Genomic DNA, 17171 nt, shown 5'->3' on the forward strand with positions numbered 1-17171 from the left:
CTGGCAGGAAATGTCGTCGCGATGAATTGAACGCCTCTCGCATGCAGCGTCACTGGGCTTGTACCGTTTTTCTATTGCTTTCAAAACGGAGACAGGTCGATGAATCATCCCTCATTCGAAGGACAGCCCACTAATGAGGCGTTCGCAGGGGCGCCCGCGTGGGTCAAAAACCGGAAGCTGATCGACTGGGTCCAGCGCGTTGCCGCCATGACCAAGCCCGATCGAATCGTCTGGTGCGACGGTTCACAGGAGGAGTACGACCGCCTGTGCGCTCAGATGGTCGAAGCCGGCACCCTCAAGAAACTCAATCCCGCCAAACGCCCGAATTCTTATCTGGCATGGTCCGATCCGTCGGATGTGGCGCGTGTCGAAGACCGCACGTTCATCTGCTCAAAGCGTCGTGAAGATGCCGGGCCGACCAACAACTGGATCGAACCGGCTGAGATGCGCGCGAAGCTCGACGGCCTGTTCGACGGCGCGATGCATGGCCGCACCATGTATGTCGTGCCATTCTCGATGGGGCCGCTCGGTTCGCCGATCGCGCACATCGGCGTCGAGTTGAGCGACAGCCCTTACGTGGTGACCAACATGCGGATCATGACGCGCATGGGCCGCAAGGTGTACGAGGTATTGGGCGAAGACGGCGAATTCGTGCCGTGCGTGCATTCGGTCGGCGCACCGCTCGCAGCGGGCGCGAAAGATGTACCGTGGCCATGCAACGACACCAAATATATTGTCCATTTCCCCGAATCGCGCGAAATCTGGAGCTACGGCTCGGGATATGGCGGCAACGCGCTGCTCGGCAAGAAGTGCTTCGCGCTGCGCATCGCGTCCACCATGGGGCGCGACGAGGGCTGGCTCGCCGAACACATGCTGGTTCTCGGCGTGACGTCGCCGCAAGGGCACAAGCATCACGTCGCGGCGGCGTTTCCGTCGGCGTGCGGCAAGACCAACTTCGCGATGCTGATTCCACCGGAAGGCCTGAACGGCTGGAAAATCTCCACGATCGGCGACGATATTGCGTGGATCAAGCCGGGTAAGGACGGCCGCCTGTACGCGATCAACCCGGAAGCGGGCTATTTCGGCGTCGCGCCAGGCACGAGCGAAAAGACCAACTTCAACGCGATGGCTACGTTAAATGAGAACGTCATCTTCACCAACGTCGCGCTGACGGACGACGGCGACGTCTGGTGGGAGGGCATGACCGACGCGCCACCCGCGCACCTGATCGACTGGCAGGGTAAGGACTGGACGCCGGCGATCGCGAAGGAGAGCGGGCGCAAGGCCGCGCACCCGAACGCGCGCTTCACGGCGCCGGCTTCACAATGTCCGTCGATCGATGCCGACTGGGAGAACCCGGCGGGCGTCGCGATCGACGCGTTCATTTTCGGCGGCCGCCGTTCGACTACCGTGCCGCTCGTCACCGAATCGCGCAACTGGGTCGAAGGCGTCTACATGGCCGCGACCATGGGCTCGGAAACGACCGCGGCGGCCGCAGGGCAGCAGGGCGTGGTGCGCCGTGACCCGTTCGCGATGCTGCCGTTCTGCGGCTACAACATGAGCGACTACTTCGGCCACTGGCTGAAAACCGGAGAGCGTCTCGAGGCATTGGGCGCGAAGCTGCCGAAAATCTTCTGCGTCAACTGGTTCCGTAAGGGCGCGGACGGCAAGTTCGTCTGGCCGGGCTTTGGCGAGAACATGCGCGTGTTGAGCTGGATGGTCGGGCGCATCGAAGGCCGGGCGCAAGGTGAGGAACACGCGTTCGGCGTGTCGCCGCACTACGAAGACATCGACTGGAGTGGCCTGAATTTCAGCCGTGAGCAATTCCAGCAGGTGATTTCCGTCGACGACGCGGCATGGCGCGACGAACTCGCGCTGCATGCCGAGTTGTTTGACACATTGCAGCAAGGTCTGCCGGCGGCCTTGAAACAGACCAAACTTACGCTCGAAGGAAAACTCGCTGCCTGATTAGGTGAGTGTTCACTTCGCATGAAAGCCGCCTTCGGGCGGTTTTTTTCTTTCCCGGCTCAACCGGCACCGCGATTTTCTCCGATTTCGCCATGGCGGCAGATCTTTGCATCTGTTCGAACAAAAAAGACAGTGCAAGCTGCGGTGCAGCAGATTGTTGCTCTTGTCGGAACAATCGAGGTTCGTGCCCCACACTGGGGAGCACAGTCGCACAAATATCGACAATATTTCCGCTTTGGCGGGCAACTTCTGCACGATTTCGCGAGTCGTAGGAGAATTCCAAGTTCGCTTCACTGGTTTTCACTAATTGTCAGGAAGCTGTAACACGGCAGGAGTTGTCCCATGGATCATTTGCAGTCGATGCGAGTTTTCGTCAAAGTGGCGGATCTCGGCAGTTTTGCCCGCGCTGCGAGCGCGATGGATATTTCCAACGCAGTGGCCACCCGTCACGTTGCCGATCTCGAAGGTCGTCTTGGTACGCGGCTGCTCAATCGCACAACCCGCAGCCTGTCCCTGACCGAATCCGGCCAGGTTTATCTTGAGCGCGCGCGCCAGATTCTCGACGAACTGGAAGACGTCGAGCAGATGGTGGTCGCGCGCAATCACGAACCCGTCGGTACGTTGCGAATAGTCGCACCGGTGGTGTTTGGGTTGCATAACCTTGCGCCTGTGCTGCAGACGTACGCGGAGCGCTATCCGAAAGTCATTCCCGATGTCACGCTGGTCGACCGTCAGGTTGATCTGGTCGAAGAAGGGTTCGATGTGGGCGTCGTGGTCACACGGCAGATGCGCAGCGCGAGCATTGTCACGCGGCGTTTGACCACCGGTTGCATGACGGTGTGTGCAACCCCGGCGTATCTGGAAAAGCACGGCACGCCAACGCGTCCCGAGCATTTGCTCGAGCACCCGTGCCTGAGCTTGCCGTCCGAGTATTGGGGCGACGAGCGGGTGTTCACGGGTTCCGAAGGCGAAGTGCGCGTGCGGCCGGTCAACGTCATCGTGGCGAACAACACGGAAATGCTGCGTCAGTTCGCGTTGCTCGGCATGGGCATCGCGATTCTGCCGAGCTATCTGATTGGCCGCGACATGACGCGCGGCAGGCTCGTGCGTCTGCTCGGTGATTTCCGTTTGCCGCAGGTCGAGATCAACATCGCGTATCCGAGCCGCCGTCACTTGCCGGCCAAGGTACGTACGTTCATCGATCATCTGGTCGAGCATTTCAGCCAGACGCCGAACAGTCTGCTCGGCGAGCAGTGGATCAAAGACGGCCTTGAACGGCCTGCCACGTCCTCCGCGCTCGATGCAGCGGATCACATGCCGCCGGAAGCATTCGATGGCGCTGAGCCGCTGTCACGGCTGCTGGATAGCGAGTTATCTCCGGTACCGAAGACGTTGACAAAGACGACGAATCGTCCACGGCCCACCGCTCTGTCGCCGCTTTAAACATTCGGGCGATGGCACCGGCGGCGCTGAGGTGAGCGCAACAAGTCTGGTGGCCAAAACAAAAAGGCGCAGTCACGTGAAGTGACTGCGCCTTTTTTCTGGGCGGATGCAAAGCGGGCCGGAAACTGAATACCTCCGGCCGCCCGCCCGATTTACGAGCCCGTCTTGCGCGCTACCGCTTTTTTGGCCGGCGCCTTCTTGGCCGCAGCGGTCTTCTTCGCAGGCGCTTTCTTCGCCGCTACCTTCTTGGCGGCGGGCACCGCCTTCACTGCGACCGGTGCATCTTCGTCGTCCGACTCCGGCGCTGCCTTGGCTGCCGCCTTTGCCGCGGCGGTCTTCGCTGCCGTCTTGGCTGACGGCTCTTTCTTCTCGAACTCGAAGCCGATCTTGCCGTCGTTCTGCTTGACGAGGAACGCCTTGAAGTTGCGGCCGGTGCGCGACGACTTGAAGTTCGTCAACAGGTCGGTGCGCCCTTCTTCGAGCAACTTCGCCATCTGCTCACGCGCGATTTCCTGCTGCAGAATCACCTTGCCCGAGCGGAAGTCGCAAGTCTTCGGATTCGCAACCGAGTTCTCGCAGACATAGCTCATGCCGTGTTCGAACACGCGACCTTTGCACTTCGGGCATGCGCCGACCGCTTGCTGGTCGGAGAAGTCAGGCGGTTCACCGTCTTCACCGCCAGAGTCCTGACCGAAGTCGAACTCGAGCTTGTAGTTCTTGATCTCGTCGTCGAGTGAGAGCTTCAGGATCGCCGAGAACGGGCGGCCCATCTTGCTGCGGAAACCCGACAGCGGTCCGATCGTCTTGTTCTGCAACAGCTCTTCAACTTCCGGAATTTCGAACTGACGTCCGCCCGGAATTTTCGAAATCGAGAACTCACATTTCGAGCAGGCAAAGCGCCGGTAGTTTTCCTTCACCTGACCGCCACAATTCGGACACGGCGTTTGCAACGTCGCGTAATCACCCGGGATCGTGTCGGAATCGTACTCTTTCGCGCGCTTGACGATGGTCTGCGTCATGCGGGCGATTTCCTGCATGAACGCGTCGCGCGGCAGGTTGCCACGCTCCATCTGCGAGAGCTTGTACTCCCATTCGCCGGTCAATTCCGGTGCGGTCAATTCCTTTACGCCGAGGCCGCGTAGTAGCGTCATCAGCTGGAATGCCTTCGCGGTTGGAATCAGATCGCGGCCCTCGCGGATCAGATACTTTTCGCCGAGCAGCCCTTCGATAATGGCGGCGCGCGTGGCCGGTGTGCCGAGCCCCTTGGCCGCCATGGCTTCGCGCAATTCGTCGTCTTCGACCAGCTTGCCCGCGCCTTCCATTGCCGACAGCAAGGTTGCTTCGTTGTAGCGGGCGGGCGGCTTCGTCACCAGTTGCTGGGCGGCGATCTTGTCTGTCTTGACCTTCTCGTCCTTCTGCACCGGCACGAGGTTCGCGTCTTCGCCGCTGATTTCGCGGCCATAAACCTGCAACCAGCCCGGTTCGACCAGTACCTTGCCTTCGGTCTTGAAGTGATGGCCGACCACTTCCGTGATCCGCGTCGTCACCTTGTATTCGGCAGCCGGGAAGAACACCGACAGGAAGCGTTTCACGACGAGGTCGTAAAGCTTCTGTTCCGGCTCGGACAGATTCTTCGGCGCTTGCGCCGTCGGGATGATTGCGAAGTGGTCGCTGATCTTCGAATTGTCGAAGATGCGCTTGTTCGGCTTCACCCAGCCCTTGTCCAACACCTGCTTGGCATACGGGAGATAGTTGTTGCTCTCCTTGAGCATGCCGAGCGTTTCCTTGACCGTATCCATATAGTCTTCCGGCAACGCGCGCGCGTCGGTCCGGGGATAGGTCAGCACCTTGTGCTTTTCGTACAGGGCCTGAGCAAGGCCAAGCGTGTTTTTGGCCGAGAAGCCGAAGCGGCCGTTGGCTTCACGCTGCAAGCTGGTCAGGTCGAACAGCGCCGGCGACAGTTGCGTGGACGGCTTTGATTCTTCCGTTACTTTGCCGATCTGGCCGCGGCAGGCCGCGACGATCGTTTCGGCCGCGGGCAGTGCCCACAGGCGCGAATCGCGTTTTTCCGGATCGAACTCGTCACGCTTGAACTGCGGATCGAACCAGCGGCCTTCGTAGAAACCAGCCGCGCAGACGAACTCCGCCTTCACTTCCCAGTAGTCCCGCGGCACGAAGCGGCGAATCTTCTCTTCGCGTTCGACGACGATCGACAGCGTAGGCGTCTGCACTCGCCCGACCGTGGTCAGGAAGAAGCCGCCGCCCTTGCTGTTGAACGCGGTCATGGCGCGCGTGCCGTTGATGCCGACCAGCCAGTCCGCTTCCGAACGGCAGCGCGCCGCATCGGCGAGCGGCTGCATTTCTTCGTCGCTGCGCAGACGGGCAAAGCCGTCACGGATCGAGCCGGCTGTCATCGACTGAAGCCACAGGCGCTGCACGGGTTGCTTGGCTTTCGCGTGCTGCGCGATCAGGCGGAAAATCAGCTCGCCCTCACGCCCCGCGTCACATGCGTTGATCAGACGATCGACGTCTTCACGCTTGAGCAGCTTGGTCAGCACCTTCAGGCGCGACTCGCTCTTGGCGATCGGATTCAGATCGAAATGCGGCGGAATGACGGGCAAGTTGGCGAAACTCCACTTGCCGCGTTTGACTTCATAGTCTTCGGGCGCGGCGATTTCCAGCAAGTGGCCGACTGCCGAGGAAAGGACGTAGTCGTCGCTTTCGTAGTATTCGTCATGCTTGGTAAAGCCGCCCAGAGCCTTCGCGATGTCGTTCGCGACGGAAGGCTTTTCGGCGATGATCAGTGCTTTGGACATGACTCGATGTGAGGTTGGTAGATCCGGGTTGATGGCCTTGAGTGCGCTTTTATTAGCGCGACCCTCGTTTGCGACCTTTGCGACCCAATAACGACCGCTTTATAGCACACGGCGCGGAAGCGGCGTGTCAAGTGCCATTAAAAGCGCGCCATGATAATTGCGCGCCCAGTCATTGAACAAGCCGCGGCAAACGCGGTGTGTACCGCTCGCATCGCCCGTGCGGCAAGGTTCAGCGGCTGGTGACCACATTCACGCGACGGTCAGCGCGGGCCGCAGTTTGGGCGCTCCGCTGACGCCCGGCACGGCCGTCAGGTCAGACAACATCCGCTCCACAATCGCCGCCTGTGGCAAAACCGTGCCGAAGAAACGTGTCGTTATCGAGTCTTCGATCAGGATGGTCGGGAAATTTTCGACATCCAGATCGTCGAAGCGGTCCGCATGGGTTTCGATGTCGATCCATGCGAAACAGATATCCGGATGCCTATCCGCCAGCCGGTCGAAGGCGTCACGATACTCACGGCAGGTCCCACACCACTCCGCGCACAGGCAGGCAACGAACAGCGTGTCGGGTTCGTTGACGCGCTCGGCGATCCGGTCTTGGTCGGTGTCGAGATTCAGCGCGGGCATGGTGGTTCCTTGCGTACTTTTATCAGGTGCTTTGGCGCGAATGTAGCATGGCCGATCCCGAATCGTGGTCAACCCTGGTCAATGCGGGGTCAGCCGTGGGTCGCTCGCGTGAAGCGGCCGCCGGGCAGCGCGGTCACCTGGCCGGCGAGTTCGAGTTGCAGCAGCGTGTTTTGCAACGCCGCGTCCCCCATCTCGGTGCGGGTGGCAAGAATTTCAAGCGTGGCGGGGGCATGACCGAGTGCGTCGAGGAGTTGCAGCGCTTCGAGGCTCATGGCCGGCGGGGCTGTGGAGGATGCAGGCGCCGCCGTGAATTCCGGCTGAACCGCTGTCTGGGCATGGGCCGCGAGTAATTCGGGCTGGACCGGTGCCGATACATACGCCGAGCCCGTGCCCTCCCGACGCACCGCCTGCTTGCTGGCGGCCTTGGCAGCCATGGTTTTGACGAAGCCCAGTTCCTCCAGCACCTCATCGGGCGTTTCCACCAGCTTGGCGCCCTGCTTGATGATTCGATGACAGCCGCGGGATAGCGGCGCATGGATCGAGCCGGGCAACGCGAAGATATCGCGCCCCATTTCGTTGGCAAGTCGAGCCGTGATCAGCGAGCCCGAGCTCATTGCGGCTTCGACGATCACAACCCCGCTGACGAGGCCGGCGATCAGGCGGTTACGTTGCGGAAAATTGGCGGCGCGCGCCGGCGTGCCGAGTGGCCATTCCGAAAGGATCGCCCCTTGCGCCGCAATCTGCCGCGCCAGCGCATGATGCGCGGCCGGATACACGAGGTCCGCGCCGGTGCCGATCACGGCTACCGTTCCGCCGACGCCTTCCAGCCCGCCGCGATGCGCGGCACCGTCGATACCCAGAGCGAGCCCCGACACGATAGTGACGCCGGCTTGCGAAAGCTCGCGTGCGAAGCGCTCCGCGTCTTCAACACCTTGTGGCGTCGCGCTGCGGCTGCCTACCAGCGCAACCGCCCTCGTGTGCAACAGATTCAGCCGGCCCTTTATATATAGTAGCGGCGGCGGATCTGGCATGGTGAGTAGCGCGGGAGGGTAGGCAGGATCGTCGAGTGTCACCACGTGGTTGCCGGGCAGCTCCCGCCATGCGATTGCCGCGTCGAGTTGCGCCTCGAAGTCTGGGCTGGGTGGTGCCAGCACAGCGCGCGCCGCGGTCTCACCTGCGATCTCGACAAGTGCCTCGGGCGATTGATTGAAAATCGCTTCCGGCAGTCCAAAAGCGCTCAGCAATAGACGCAGGGCGGCGGGTTTCAGCCCCGGCGCGAGCGAAAGCCGCAGCCAGGCAGCGAGTTCAATATCGGTTGCGGGCAAGGTGTGCATTGACAGTCGATCCTCCTGCAGGGCCTGCGGGCAGGCGGGCGCCATGCTAAAATTTTCATCATCCGAAATAACTGTAGCGCCGCGCCCACCCGCGCGGGCTCGTCGTCTAGCGCACGTGGTGCGTTGAATCGAACCGGTTCGACACCATCTATCCTCTGCGTAACGCGATGCGCCCACAACCTGGCCAAACGGCTAACGCTGGTCTTCCACCGGTCAGCGGCGCCTAAAAACACACTCAAGATCATGGCTTTACTGAACATCCTCAATTACCCGGACAAACGGCTGCACAAGATTGCGAAGCCGGTCGAAGTGGTCAATGACCGCATCCGCCGCCTTGTCGCCGACATGGCTGAAACGATGTACGCCGCGCCCGGCGTCGGCCTCGCCGCGACCCAGGTGGACGTGCATGAACGCGTGATCGTGATCGACGTGTCGGAAACGCACGACGAACTGCTCGCGTTCATCAACCCTGAAATCGTCTGGTCGAGCGACGAGAAGAAGCTGTCGGAAGAGGGCTGCCTCTCGGTGCCGGGCATTTACGACAACGTCGAGCGCGCCGAGCAGGTACGGGTTCGGGCGTTGAACGAGAAGGGCGAAACCTTCGAGATGGACTGCGAAGGGCTGCTGGCGGTTTGCGTCCAGCACGAAATGGATCACCTGATGGGCCGCGTGTTCGTCGAGTACCTGTCGTCGCTGAAGCAGACGCGCATCAAGAGCAAGATGAAGAAGCTCGCCCACGCGATGTAATGCGCGTTCACCTCGCCTACTGCCCCCGTTCATGAGTCATTCGTTGCGCGTCATCTTTGCCGGTACGCCGGAGTTCGCCGCGGCCGCGCTGGCCGCGATCCATCGCGCCGGTTTTCCCGTGCCACTCGTGCTGACGCGGCAAGATCAGCCTGCCGGACGCGGAATGAAATTGCAGGCAAGCCCGGTCAAACGCTACGCGCAGGAGCATGGCATTGCTGTCGCGCAGCCACCCTCGTTGCGCCGCACGGGCAAGTATCCGGCTGAAGCTGCAGCCGCGATCGAGCAACTGCGTGCCACGCCACACGACGTGATGGTCGTGGCCGCGTACGGTCTGATCCTGCCGCAGGAAGTGCTCGATATTCCGCCGCTGGGCTGCATCAACATTCACGCCTCGTTGTTGCCGCGCTGGCGCGGCGCCGCGCCGATCCATCGCGCGATCGAGGCGGGTGACGCTGAAACCGGCATCACGCTGATGCAGATGGACGCCGGCCTCGACACCGGCGCGATGATCTCCGAAGCACGCACGTCGATTTCCGACGGCGACACGACGGCTGTCCTGCACGACCGGCTTGCACAAGACGGCGCGAGGCTCATCGTCGAAGCGCTGATCGAACTCGAGCGCAGCGGCACGCTGGCGGCAACACCGCAACCGGCGGATGGCGTGACTTACGCGGAAAAGATCGGCAAGCACGAGGCTGCGCTCGACTGGCGCAAGCCAGCCGCAGTCCTCGCGCGTCAGGTGCGCGCGTTCGACCCGTTCCCCGGCGGCGTGGGCACACTGGAAGACGGCACGTCGATCAAAATCTGGGCAGCGGTTCCAGTCGAAGCGCAAAGCAACGCCCCCCCCGGCGTTATCGCCGAGGTTTCCCCCGAGGGCGTCGTGGTTGCCTGTGGCGAAGGCGCACTGCGTCTCACGCAATTGCAAAAACCCGGCGGTAAGCGCTTGCCGGTGCGCGAATTCCTGGCCGGCGCAACGCTGGCTGTGGGGCAGCGTTTTCAGCTTCCCGAGGCAAAATAGCTGCCTTGCGCGTGTCTTGAACATCCCCCGTTCGGCCGATGTTCAAGGCGCGCGCCGCAGCTTGCGGCGCGTTAGAATCCTCTATGCAAGTGCTCGCGTTTCGAGGATCCCCATGTTTGGCATCACCCATTTCGAATTTTTCGTCGTCGCGGTTTTTCTGCTGAACGTGACGCCCGGTCCCGATACGGCTTACATCGTCGGGCGCAGCGTCGCTCAGGGCCGTGGCGCAGGTCTGATGTCCGCGCTCGGCATCTCCGCCGGTTGCTGCGTTCATTCTCTTGCTTGTGCGTTCGGCTTGACGGCGCTACTGGCCGCTTCGGCCACCGCGTTCACCGTCATCAAGTTCGTCGGTGCTATTTATCTGATGTATCTCGGCGTACGCCTGATTTTCGCCAGGCCGGCGGCGGATCAGGCGGCCGGCGAAGCGCGCGCTGCCGGCGCGCCGAAATCGCTGCGTCAGCTTTTCCTGCAAGGCTTCTGGACCAATGTGCTGAACCCCAAGGTCGTGCTGTTTTTCGTGTCGTTCTTTCCGCAATTCGTCACGACGGGCAGCGATCATAAGGCGCTGGCGTTTCTCACGCTCGGCGGGGTATTCGTCGTGATGAGCATGATCTGGAACAGCTTTGTCGCGTGGATTGCTGGTAGTGTGACCCGGCGTTTCTCCGGCAAGCCGTCGATGAAGAAATGGCTGGATCGCGGCGTCGGCGGCGCATTCGTCAGCTTGGGCATCAAGCTCGCCACCGCATCAAGATGATTGAATTTTCCTTGCGCGCCCATATCTAACGTTTAGCTTACAATCAGTCGCCGCGATCATGCGGCGCAGATATGAACCCGCGTTAGGGCAAGGAGTGGCAGACATGTTCAATTGGGTCAAAACCGCGATGTTGATGGCCGCGATCACGGCCCTTTTCATCGTGATCGGCGGGATGATCGGCGGGTCGCGCGGCATGATGATCGCGCTCGTGATCGCCCTTGGAATGAATTTCTTTTCGTACTGGTTCTCGGACAAGATGGTCCTGCGCATGTACAACGCGCAGGAAGTCGACGAAAACAGTGCGCCGCAGTTCTACCGCATGGTGCGCGAACTCTCCACGCGCGCTGGTTTGCCGATGCCGCGCGTCTACCTGATCAATGAAGACGCGCCGAACGCGTTCGCCACCGGCCGTAACCCGGAGCATGCGGCCGTCGCCGCCACTACCGGCATCTTGCGCGTGCTGTCGGAGCGCGAAATGCGTGGCGTGATGGCGCACGAACTGGCGCACGTGAAGCATCGCGACATCCTGATCTCCACCGTTTCGGCGACGATGGCCGGCGCTATTTCCGCACTGGCGAACTTCGCGATGTTTTTCGGCAGCCGCGACGAAAACGGCCGTTCGACGAACCCGATCGCGGGCATCGCTGTCGCGTTGCTCGCGCCGATTGCCGGTGCGCTGATTCAGATGGCGATTTCGCGCGCGCGTGAATTCGAAGCGGACCGCGGCGGCGCGCAGATTTCCGGCGATCCGCAGGCGCTCGCCTCGGCGCTCGACAAGATCCATCGTTATGCGAGCGGGATTCCCTTCCCTGTGGCCGAGCAGCATCCGGCCACCGCGCAGATGATGATCATGAATCCGCTGTCGGGCGGCGGCATTGCGAATCTGTTCTCCACGCACCCGGCCACCGAGGAACGCGTCGCGCGTTTGATGGAAATGGCGCGCACGGGGCGGTTCGAGTGAAAAAACGGCGCTGTGTGGCGTGAAGAAAGGCGAGTCTGGGGACTCGCCTTTTTTGTTCAAGCGCTGGAAGACGCGGGCGGGCGGCGGCTCGGCCGGCTGGAGCCAATGCCGAGCGTTTTCGCCTCGGGGGCAGCTTCGCGCTGCGTTACCTGCGCTCCTCTGCAGGCCCTTGTCCTATTGCGTTACCGCCCCGGTTGCAGCGACGACAGCCGTCGGCTGTCGTCCGCCCTCGGCGGCCCTTGTCCCGCGCCACGCTACAATGTGTGCTGTTTGCGTCGCGCGCACCGCGTGGCCTGCTTTTCCCTCTTTCATGACTCCAAAGCCTTCTTCGCGTTCTGCTTTCCCGTCGGCACATCCGCGCGAATCCCGTCTGTCGATGCTGCACCTTGCGCCCGAATCGCTCGGTTTCGCGCTCGACTGCGCGGGCCAGGCCGTCGGAGCCGTGCGCCTCGGCGCGGCTTTGCCGGCCGCACTGCAATCCGTATTCGTCTCCGCGCCTGAGGCGAGTGCCGCCGCTGCGCGCGGCGCAGTGCAGGACATCGCCTATCGCACCATGCGGCGCCTGGCGACCGCCGAGTGGCTGATCGCGAAGCTGGTGAAAAAGGCACCGGCGCCGCACGTCGGGCACGTGCTCGCCTGCGCGCTCGCTTTGCTCGTCGATGATGAAGCGAACGCCGCCTATACGCCGTTCACGGTCGTCGATCAGGCGGTGAGCGCGATCGCCGCGCGTCGTGAGTTCGCGTTCGCAAAGGGCCTCGTCAACGCCGTGCTGCGCAATTTCTTGCGCGAGCGCGAGGCGTTGCTGGTCGCCGCGCAAGCCGACGAAGTCGCGCGCTGGAACTACCCGGCGTGGTGGATCGATGCGGTCAAAAACGCGTGGCCCGACGCATGGCAAGCGGTGCTCGCTTCCGGTAACACGCAGGGTCCGCTGACGCTGCGCGTGAACGCGCGCCGCTCGACCGTCGAGGCCTATCTGCAAGTGCTGCAGGACCATCACATCCCTGCGAGCAAAGCCGGCGAGTATGCCGTCAAGCTCGCTACGGCGATGCCGGTCGACCGCATTCCCGGCTTCAACGACGGCGTCGTCTCGGTGCAGGACGCCGGCGCGCAACTCGCCGCGCAGCTGCTCGACGTGCGCGACGGCATGCGCGTGCTCGACGCGTGCGCGGCGCCTGGCGGCAAAACCGGCCATCTGCTCGAGCTCGCCAATCTGCAGCTCGTGGCGCTCGAAAGCGACGCGTCGCGCGCGCGTCGCATTGGTGAGAACCTGCGGCGACTCAAGCTCGAAGCGGAAGTGCGTATCGGCGACGCGGGCGCGCCGGCAAAATGGCATGACGATATCGACCAGCCGTTCGATCGCATTCTGGCCGACGTGCCGTGTTCGGCCTCAGGCATCGTGCGGCGCCATCCGGATATTCGCTGGCTGCGCCGCGCGTCGGATATTCCCGCGCTGGTCGCCGAGCAGCGCCGCATTCTCGACGCGCTATGGCCGCTCGTGAAGCCTGGCGGCGAGTTGCTCTACGTTACGTGTTCGATCTTTCCCGAAGAAGGCGAGTTGCAGGCGCAGTGGTTTGGATACAAGTATCAGGATGCGGTACGATTGGACGCGCCGGGGCAACTTTTACCCTCAGCTGCCCGCGCGCCCGCCGACACATCGGCCGGTTCCCATGCCGGACACGCCGCTGAAGATAGCGCCGGCTCGAACTTAGACCACGACGGATTTTTCTACGCGCGCTTCCAGAAACGGTGACCATCAAACGCTTCTTCCCGCTTCGGCTCGCTGCCGTGTTCTGGATCGTGCTGGCCATATGGCTCGCCGCACCGGGCGCGGCATATGCCGATTCGATCGCGGTGCAGCGCGCGTCGCTGCAATCGGACAACACTGGCTGGAGCCTTGACGCACGTTTCGACTTCGACCTGAACAGCAATCTCGAAGATGCTGTCAACAAAGGCATTCCGCTGTACTTCACAACGGACTTCGAACTGAGCCGGCCGCGCTGGTACTGGTTCGACGAACAGCCGGTGAGCGTCTCGCAGAGCATTCGCCTGTCGTTCCAGCCGCTCACGCGTGAGTATCGGGTGTCGAGCGTGGCATCGGGTGGGTTGCAGCTCGGCTTCACCACATTGAAAGACGCGCTCGCAGTGATCAAGCACATCACGTCGTGGCATGTGATCGACCGCAATCAGGTGCATGTTGGAGAGACGTACACCGCGTCGGTGCGTACGCAACTCGACATCGCGCTGATGCCCAAGCCGTTCCAGATCGACGCGGTGAACAACCGCGACTGGAACCTTTCGTCCGACTGGAAGCGTTTTACCTTCACGGTGACCGAACGTGCTAAATAGAGTGCGCCGAGCCACCAGCGTCAGCAGCATCGTCGTGCGCGTGCTGGTGTCCACGGTCGCCGTGACGGCCGTGCTGCTGCTCGTGCTGCTCGCAGCGGCGAGCGCGAACACTGAATTCTTTGACCGCTATTACCAGTGGCTGTATGCGGCCAACCTCGTGGTCGCGATGATTTTTTTGCTGGTGGTGGCGACGCTCGTCATCATCATCATTGCCCGCCTTCGAAAAGGTAAGTTCGGCACGCGGCTATTAGCCAAACTCGCGTTCTTCATGGCGTTGGTCGGCGTGGTGCCAGGCGGCATCATTTACGTCGTCTCGTACCAGTTCGTGTCGCGCAGTATCGAATCGTGGTTCGACGTGAACGTCGAAACCGCGTTGACCTCGGGCCTGAATTTGGGTCGCGGCATGCTCGACGCGTCGCTGTCCGATCTGCAGACCAAGGGGCGCCTGATGTCCGAGCAGCTGGCGAGCGCGGACGCCGCCGGCACGACGCTCACGCTCCTGCGTTTGCGCGATCAATTCGGCGTGCAGGACGCGACGATCGTCGAACCCACGCGCAGCATGTCGGGCGCGACACCGGATATGCACGTGGTCGCGCAGGCATCCGGCAATTACGCGACGCTCGTGCCGAACGACCTGCCCACGCCGATGATGATCGATCAGGCGCGCGGCCGCGGCTATGCGGCGATCGAAGGAGAAGTCGACGGCGATCCGGGTGCGCATGGCAGCAAGGGTGTGCTGCGGCTGCGCATCGTGCAGCGCATTCCCGATTCGAATGCGTCGCTGTTGCAGCCCACCGAACGCTTTCTGCAACTCACGCAGCCGGTGTCGCCGTCGCTCGCGCGTAATGCCGATGCGGTGCAGCGCGCCTATCGCGAGTATCAGGAGAAGGCGCTGGGCCGCACCGGCTTGCGCAAGATGTACATCGGCACGCTGACGCTTGCGCTGTTCCTCGCCACCTTCATCGCGATGATGCTCGCGCTCGCGCTCGGCAATCAGCTCGCGCGGCCATTGTTCCTGCTCGCGCAAGGCACCAAGGAGGTGACCGAGGGCGACTACACGCCAAAGCGAGAAATCAAGTCGCGTGACGAACTGGGCTTCCTTACGCAATCGTTCAACGCGATGACGCGGCAGCTATCCGAAGCGCGTGCGGCGGTCGAGAACAACCGCATCGCGCTCGAGCATTCGAAGGCCTATCTGGAAAGCATTCTCGCGAACCTGACGGCGGGCGTGTTCGTGTTCGACCGGCAGTTCCGTCTCACCACCGCGAACCGTGGCGCTGAGCGCATCTTCCGTCAGCAGTTCCAGGAAGTGCTGGGTTCGGCGCTTGAGCAGATCGGCGTGTTGATCGAATTCGGCGGGATGGTGCGCAAGGCGTTTGCCGATCGCGAAGCCGCGAGCGGCGACGGGCACGACGATCGCGGCCACTGGCAGCAGCAGTTCTCGGTGCAGGTGCCGGGCGAAACCGAGCCGCTCACCTTGCTTGTGCGCGGCGCGCGTCTGGTGTCCGCGACTGATCGCGATGCGGAAGATATGCAGACCTCCGGCTACGTCGTCGTGTTCGACGATATTTCGGACGTGATCTCCGCGCAGCGTTCGATCGCATGGGGCGAAGTGGCGCGGCGTCTCGCGCACGAGATCAAGAACCCGCTCACGCCGATTCAGCTCTCCGCCGAGCGTTTGCAGATGAAGCTCGCCGATAAGCTGTCGCCATCGGATGCCGATGTGTTGAAGCGCGGCGCGACCACCATCGTCAATCAGGTCGCGGCGATGAAGCAGATGGTCGACAATTTCCGTGACTATGCGCGCACGCCGCCGGCGGTGCTCGCGCATCTGCAACTGAACGAACTGGTCAGCGAAGTGCTGACGTTGTACGGTATAGAGGAAGGCAAGGGCGCGATCCAGGTGGAACTCGCGGCCTTGCCGGCGATTCGCGGTGACGCCACGCAATTGCGCCAGGTGATTCACAACCTGCTGCAGAATGCACAGGATGCCGTGGCCGACGTCGAACAACCACGTGTGTTGCTCGAGACGAGGACAGTAGAATACGGAGACCCCGACGCGGAAGGCAAAGAACGCGTCGCGGTGCGTCTGACGGTGTCGGATAACGGACCGGGCTTCCCCGCGCGTATCCTGACACGTGCATTCGAACCTTACGTGACGACCAAGGCCAAAGGTACAGGTCTCGGTCTTGCGATGGTCAAGAAGATCGTCGACGAACACGGCGCGCGGATCGACATTCGCAACCGCATGAAGGCGGGCGATGTGATTGAAGGCGCGCAGATCTCGATCCTCTTCCTTCAACTGGCAGACGATGCCGCGGCACCTGGAGCAGGACCGCGGGCGGCGCATGGCAATGCGGCGCAGGGAACGACAAAAGCAACAGTGCAGACAAGGGCAGCGTAAATGGCAACCATCCTGGTGGTAGATGATGAAATGGGCATCCGGGAATTGCTCTCGGAGATCCTGAGCGACGAGGGGCATGTCGTGGAAGCGGCGGAAAACGCGCAGGAAGCGCGCGAGTTCCGCTTGCGCCAGGCGCCGGACCTGGTGCTGCTCGACATCTGGATGCCCGATACCGACGGCGTGACCTTGCTCAAGGAGTGGGCCGCGCAAGGGCAACTGACTATGCCGGTGATCATGATGTCCGGTCATGCAACCATCGATACGGCGGTCGAAGCGACCAAGATCGGCGCCCTCAATTTTCTCGAGAAGCCGATTGCGTTGCAGAAACTGCTGAAGGCGGTCGAGCAAGGGCTCGCTCGTGGCAACGCGGCGGCCGGTACGCCAGGCGGCGCGGCGGCGAAACCGGCGTTGCCGGTCAGCACTTCCGCGGTGGCATCGGCGGCTGCGTTGCCGATGTTGTCGTCGGATGGCATGGGCAGCGGCGCGCTGGCTGCGCAAACGGCGTCGATTTCGTTCGACATCCCGTTGCGCGACGCGCGCGATGCGTTCGAGCGTGCGTACTTCGAATATCACCTCGCGCGCGAGAATGGCAGCATGACGCGCGTTGCGGAGAAGACGGGGCTGGAGCGTACGCACTTGTATCGCAAGCTCAAGCAGCTCGGCGTCGATCTTGGCAAGAACAAAGGGGAGTGAACGGCGCGCAATGCGCGCAGGTCCGGGCGGCCAGATTTTTTCGAGAAGGGGCTTGCCGCG

The 17171-nt window shown here is 62.3% G+C and carries 13 protein-coding genes; 10 read left to right on the forward strand and 3 right to left on the reverse strand.

Going from position 1 to position 17171, the window contains the following annotated elements; translation table 11 throughout:
• Positions 1–99: 99 nt before the first annotated feature.
• Together PQQ52_RS20820 and gvmR are read left to right on the forward strand one after the other, a co-directional pair.
• On the forward strand, positions 100–1968 hold the full coding sequence (locus PQQ52_RS20820; RefSeq protein ID WP_408215235.1) for a phosphoenolpyruvate carboxykinase (GTP): 1869 nt from the start codon (positions 100–102) through the stop codon (positions 1966–1968).
• 342 nt (positions 1969–2310) lie between these two features.
• Entirely contained in the window at positions 2311–3411 is a 1101-nt protein-coding gene (gene gvmR, locus PQQ52_RS20825; RefSeq protein WP_408215237.1) for a transcriptional regulator GvmR, read from the forward strand.
• Positions 3412–3563: 152 nt separating this feature from the next.
• On the opposite strand, the gene PQQ52_RS20830 is transcribed toward gvmR, so the two are convergent.
• The 3 genes from PQQ52_RS20830 to dprA form a co-directional block, all read right to left on the reverse strand.
• Positions 3564–6227: a DNA topoisomerase III gene (locus PQQ52_RS20830; RefSeq protein ID WP_408215240.1), complete on the reverse strand. Its 2664-nt coding sequence runs from the start codon at positions 6225–6227 to the stop codon at positions 3564–3566.
• A 249-nt stretch (positions 6228–6476) separates the two neighbouring features.
• A complete protein-coding gene (locus PQQ52_RS20835; RefSeq protein ID WP_408215242.1) occupies positions 6477–6854 on the reverse strand; it encodes a thioredoxin family protein in 378 nt (125 codons plus the stop codon).
• An 89-nt stretch (positions 6855–6943) separates the two neighbouring features.
• Positions 6944–8188, reverse strand: a complete 1245-nt coding sequence (gene dprA, locus PQQ52_RS20840) for a DNA-processing protein DprA (protein ID WP_408215244.1) — start codon at positions 8186–8188, stop codon at positions 6944–6946.
• Positions 8189–8431: 243 nt separating this feature from the next.
• Here dprA and def point away from each other — a divergent pair, with 243 nt between their 5' ends.
• From def to esaR, 8 genes are all read left to right on the forward strand, one after another.
• Positions 8432–8935: a peptide deformylase gene (gene def, locus PQQ52_RS20845; protein ID WP_408215247.1), complete on the forward strand. Its 504-nt coding sequence runs from the start codon at positions 8432–8434 to the stop codon at positions 8933–8935.
• Between the two features lie 31 nt (positions 8936–8966).
• The gene (gene fmt / locus PQQ52_RS20850; protein WP_408215249.1) at positions 8967–9953 is read left to right on the forward strand and encodes a methionyl-tRNA formyltransferase; all 987 of its coding nucleotides are present in this window, start codon (positions 8967–8969) and stop codon (positions 9951–9953) included.
• A gap of 112 nt (positions 9954–10065) precedes the next feature.
• Positions 10066–10707 (forward strand): LysE family translocator, encoded by a 642-nt coding sequence (locus PQQ52_RS20855; protein ID WP_408215252.1) that lies wholly within the window; start codon positions 10066–10068, stop codon positions 10705–10707.
• A 103-nt stretch (positions 10708–10810) separates the two neighbouring features.
• The gene (gene htpX / locus PQQ52_RS20860) at positions 10811–11668 is read left to right on the forward strand and encodes a zinc metalloprotease HtpX (protein ID WP_408215255.1); all 858 of its coding nucleotides are present in this window, start codon (positions 10811–10813) and stop codon (positions 11666–11668) included.
• Positions 11669–11978: 310 nt separating this feature from the next.
• A complete protein-coding gene (gene rsmB / locus PQQ52_RS20865) occupies positions 11979–13418 on the forward strand; it encodes a 16S rRNA (cytosine(967)-C(5))-methyltransferase RsmB (RefSeq protein ID WP_408215257.1) in 1440 nt (479 codons plus the stop codon).
• Positions 13415–14014, forward strand: coding sequence for a DUF4390 domain-containing protein (locus PQQ52_RS20870; protein WP_408215260.1), 600 nt, complete (start codon positions 13415–13417; stop codon positions 14012–14014). Before rsmB ends, PQQ52_RS20870 begins: the two co-directional genes overlap by 4 nt.
• Positions 14004–16418 (forward strand): sensor histidine kinase, encoded by a 2415-nt coding sequence (locus PQQ52_RS20875; RefSeq protein ID WP_408215263.1) that lies wholly within the window; start codon positions 14004–14006, stop codon positions 16416–16418. The genes PQQ52_RS20870 and PQQ52_RS20875 overlap by 11 nt, the downstream gene beginning before the upstream one ends.
• Positions 16419–17111: a response regulator transcription factor EsaR gene (esaR, locus tag PQQ52_RS20880; protein ID WP_408215266.1), complete on the forward strand. Its 693-nt coding sequence runs from the start codon at positions 16419–16421 to the stop codon at positions 17109–17111.
• Positions 17112–17171 lie beyond the last annotated feature (60 nt).

It is taken from the genome of Paraburkholderia sediminicola (genome assembly GCF_046030555.1).
GTDB lineage: Bacteria > Pseudomonadota > Gammaproteobacteria > Burkholderiales > Burkholderiaceae > Paraburkholderia > Paraburkholderia sediminicola_E.

Excerpts from the sequence above, each read along its gene's own strand:
- PQQ52_RS20820 (WP_408215235.1), top strand. The coding sequence starts at position 100 with ATGAATCATCCCTCATTCGAAGGACAGCCCACTAATGAGGCGTTCGCA.
- PQQ52_RS20855 (WP_408215252.1), top strand. The coding sequence starts at position 10,066 with ATGTTTGGCATCACCCATTTCGAATTTTTCGTCGTCGCGGTTTTTCTG.
- dprA (WP_408215244.1), bottom strand. The coding sequence starts at position 8,188 with ATGCACACCTTGCCCGCAACCGATATTGAACTCGCTGCCTGGCTGCGG.
- def (WP_408215247.1), top strand. The coding sequence starts at position 8,432 with ATGGCTTTACTGAACATCCTCAATTACCCGGACAAACGGCTGCACAAG.
- htpX (WP_408215255.1), top strand. The coding sequence starts at position 10,811 with ATGTTCAATTGGGTCAAAACCGCGATGTTGATGGCCGCGATCACGGCC.
- fmt (WP_408215249.1), top strand. The coding sequence starts at position 8,967 with ATGAGTCATTCGTTGCGCGTCATCTTTGCCGGTACGCCGGAGTTCGCC.
- gvmR (WP_408215237.1), top strand. The coding sequence starts at position 2,311 with ATGGATCATTTGCAGTCGATGCGAGTTTTCGTCAAAGTGGCGGATCTC.
- PQQ52_RS20835 (WP_408215242.1), bottom strand. The coding sequence starts at position 6,854 with ATGCCCGCGCTGAATCTCGACACCGACCAAGACCGGATCGCCGAGCGC.
- rsmB (WP_408215257.1), top strand. The coding sequence starts at position 11,979 with ATGACTCCAAAGCCTTCTTCGCGTTCTGCTTTCCCGTCGGCACATCCG.
- PQQ52_RS20830 (WP_408215240.1), bottom strand. The coding sequence starts at position 6,227 with ATGTCCAAAGCACTGATCATCGCCGAAAAGCCTTCCGTCGCGAACGAC.
- esaR (WP_408215266.1), top strand. The coding sequence starts at position 16,419 with ATGGCAACCATCCTGGTGGTAGATGATGAAATGGGCATCCGGGAATTG.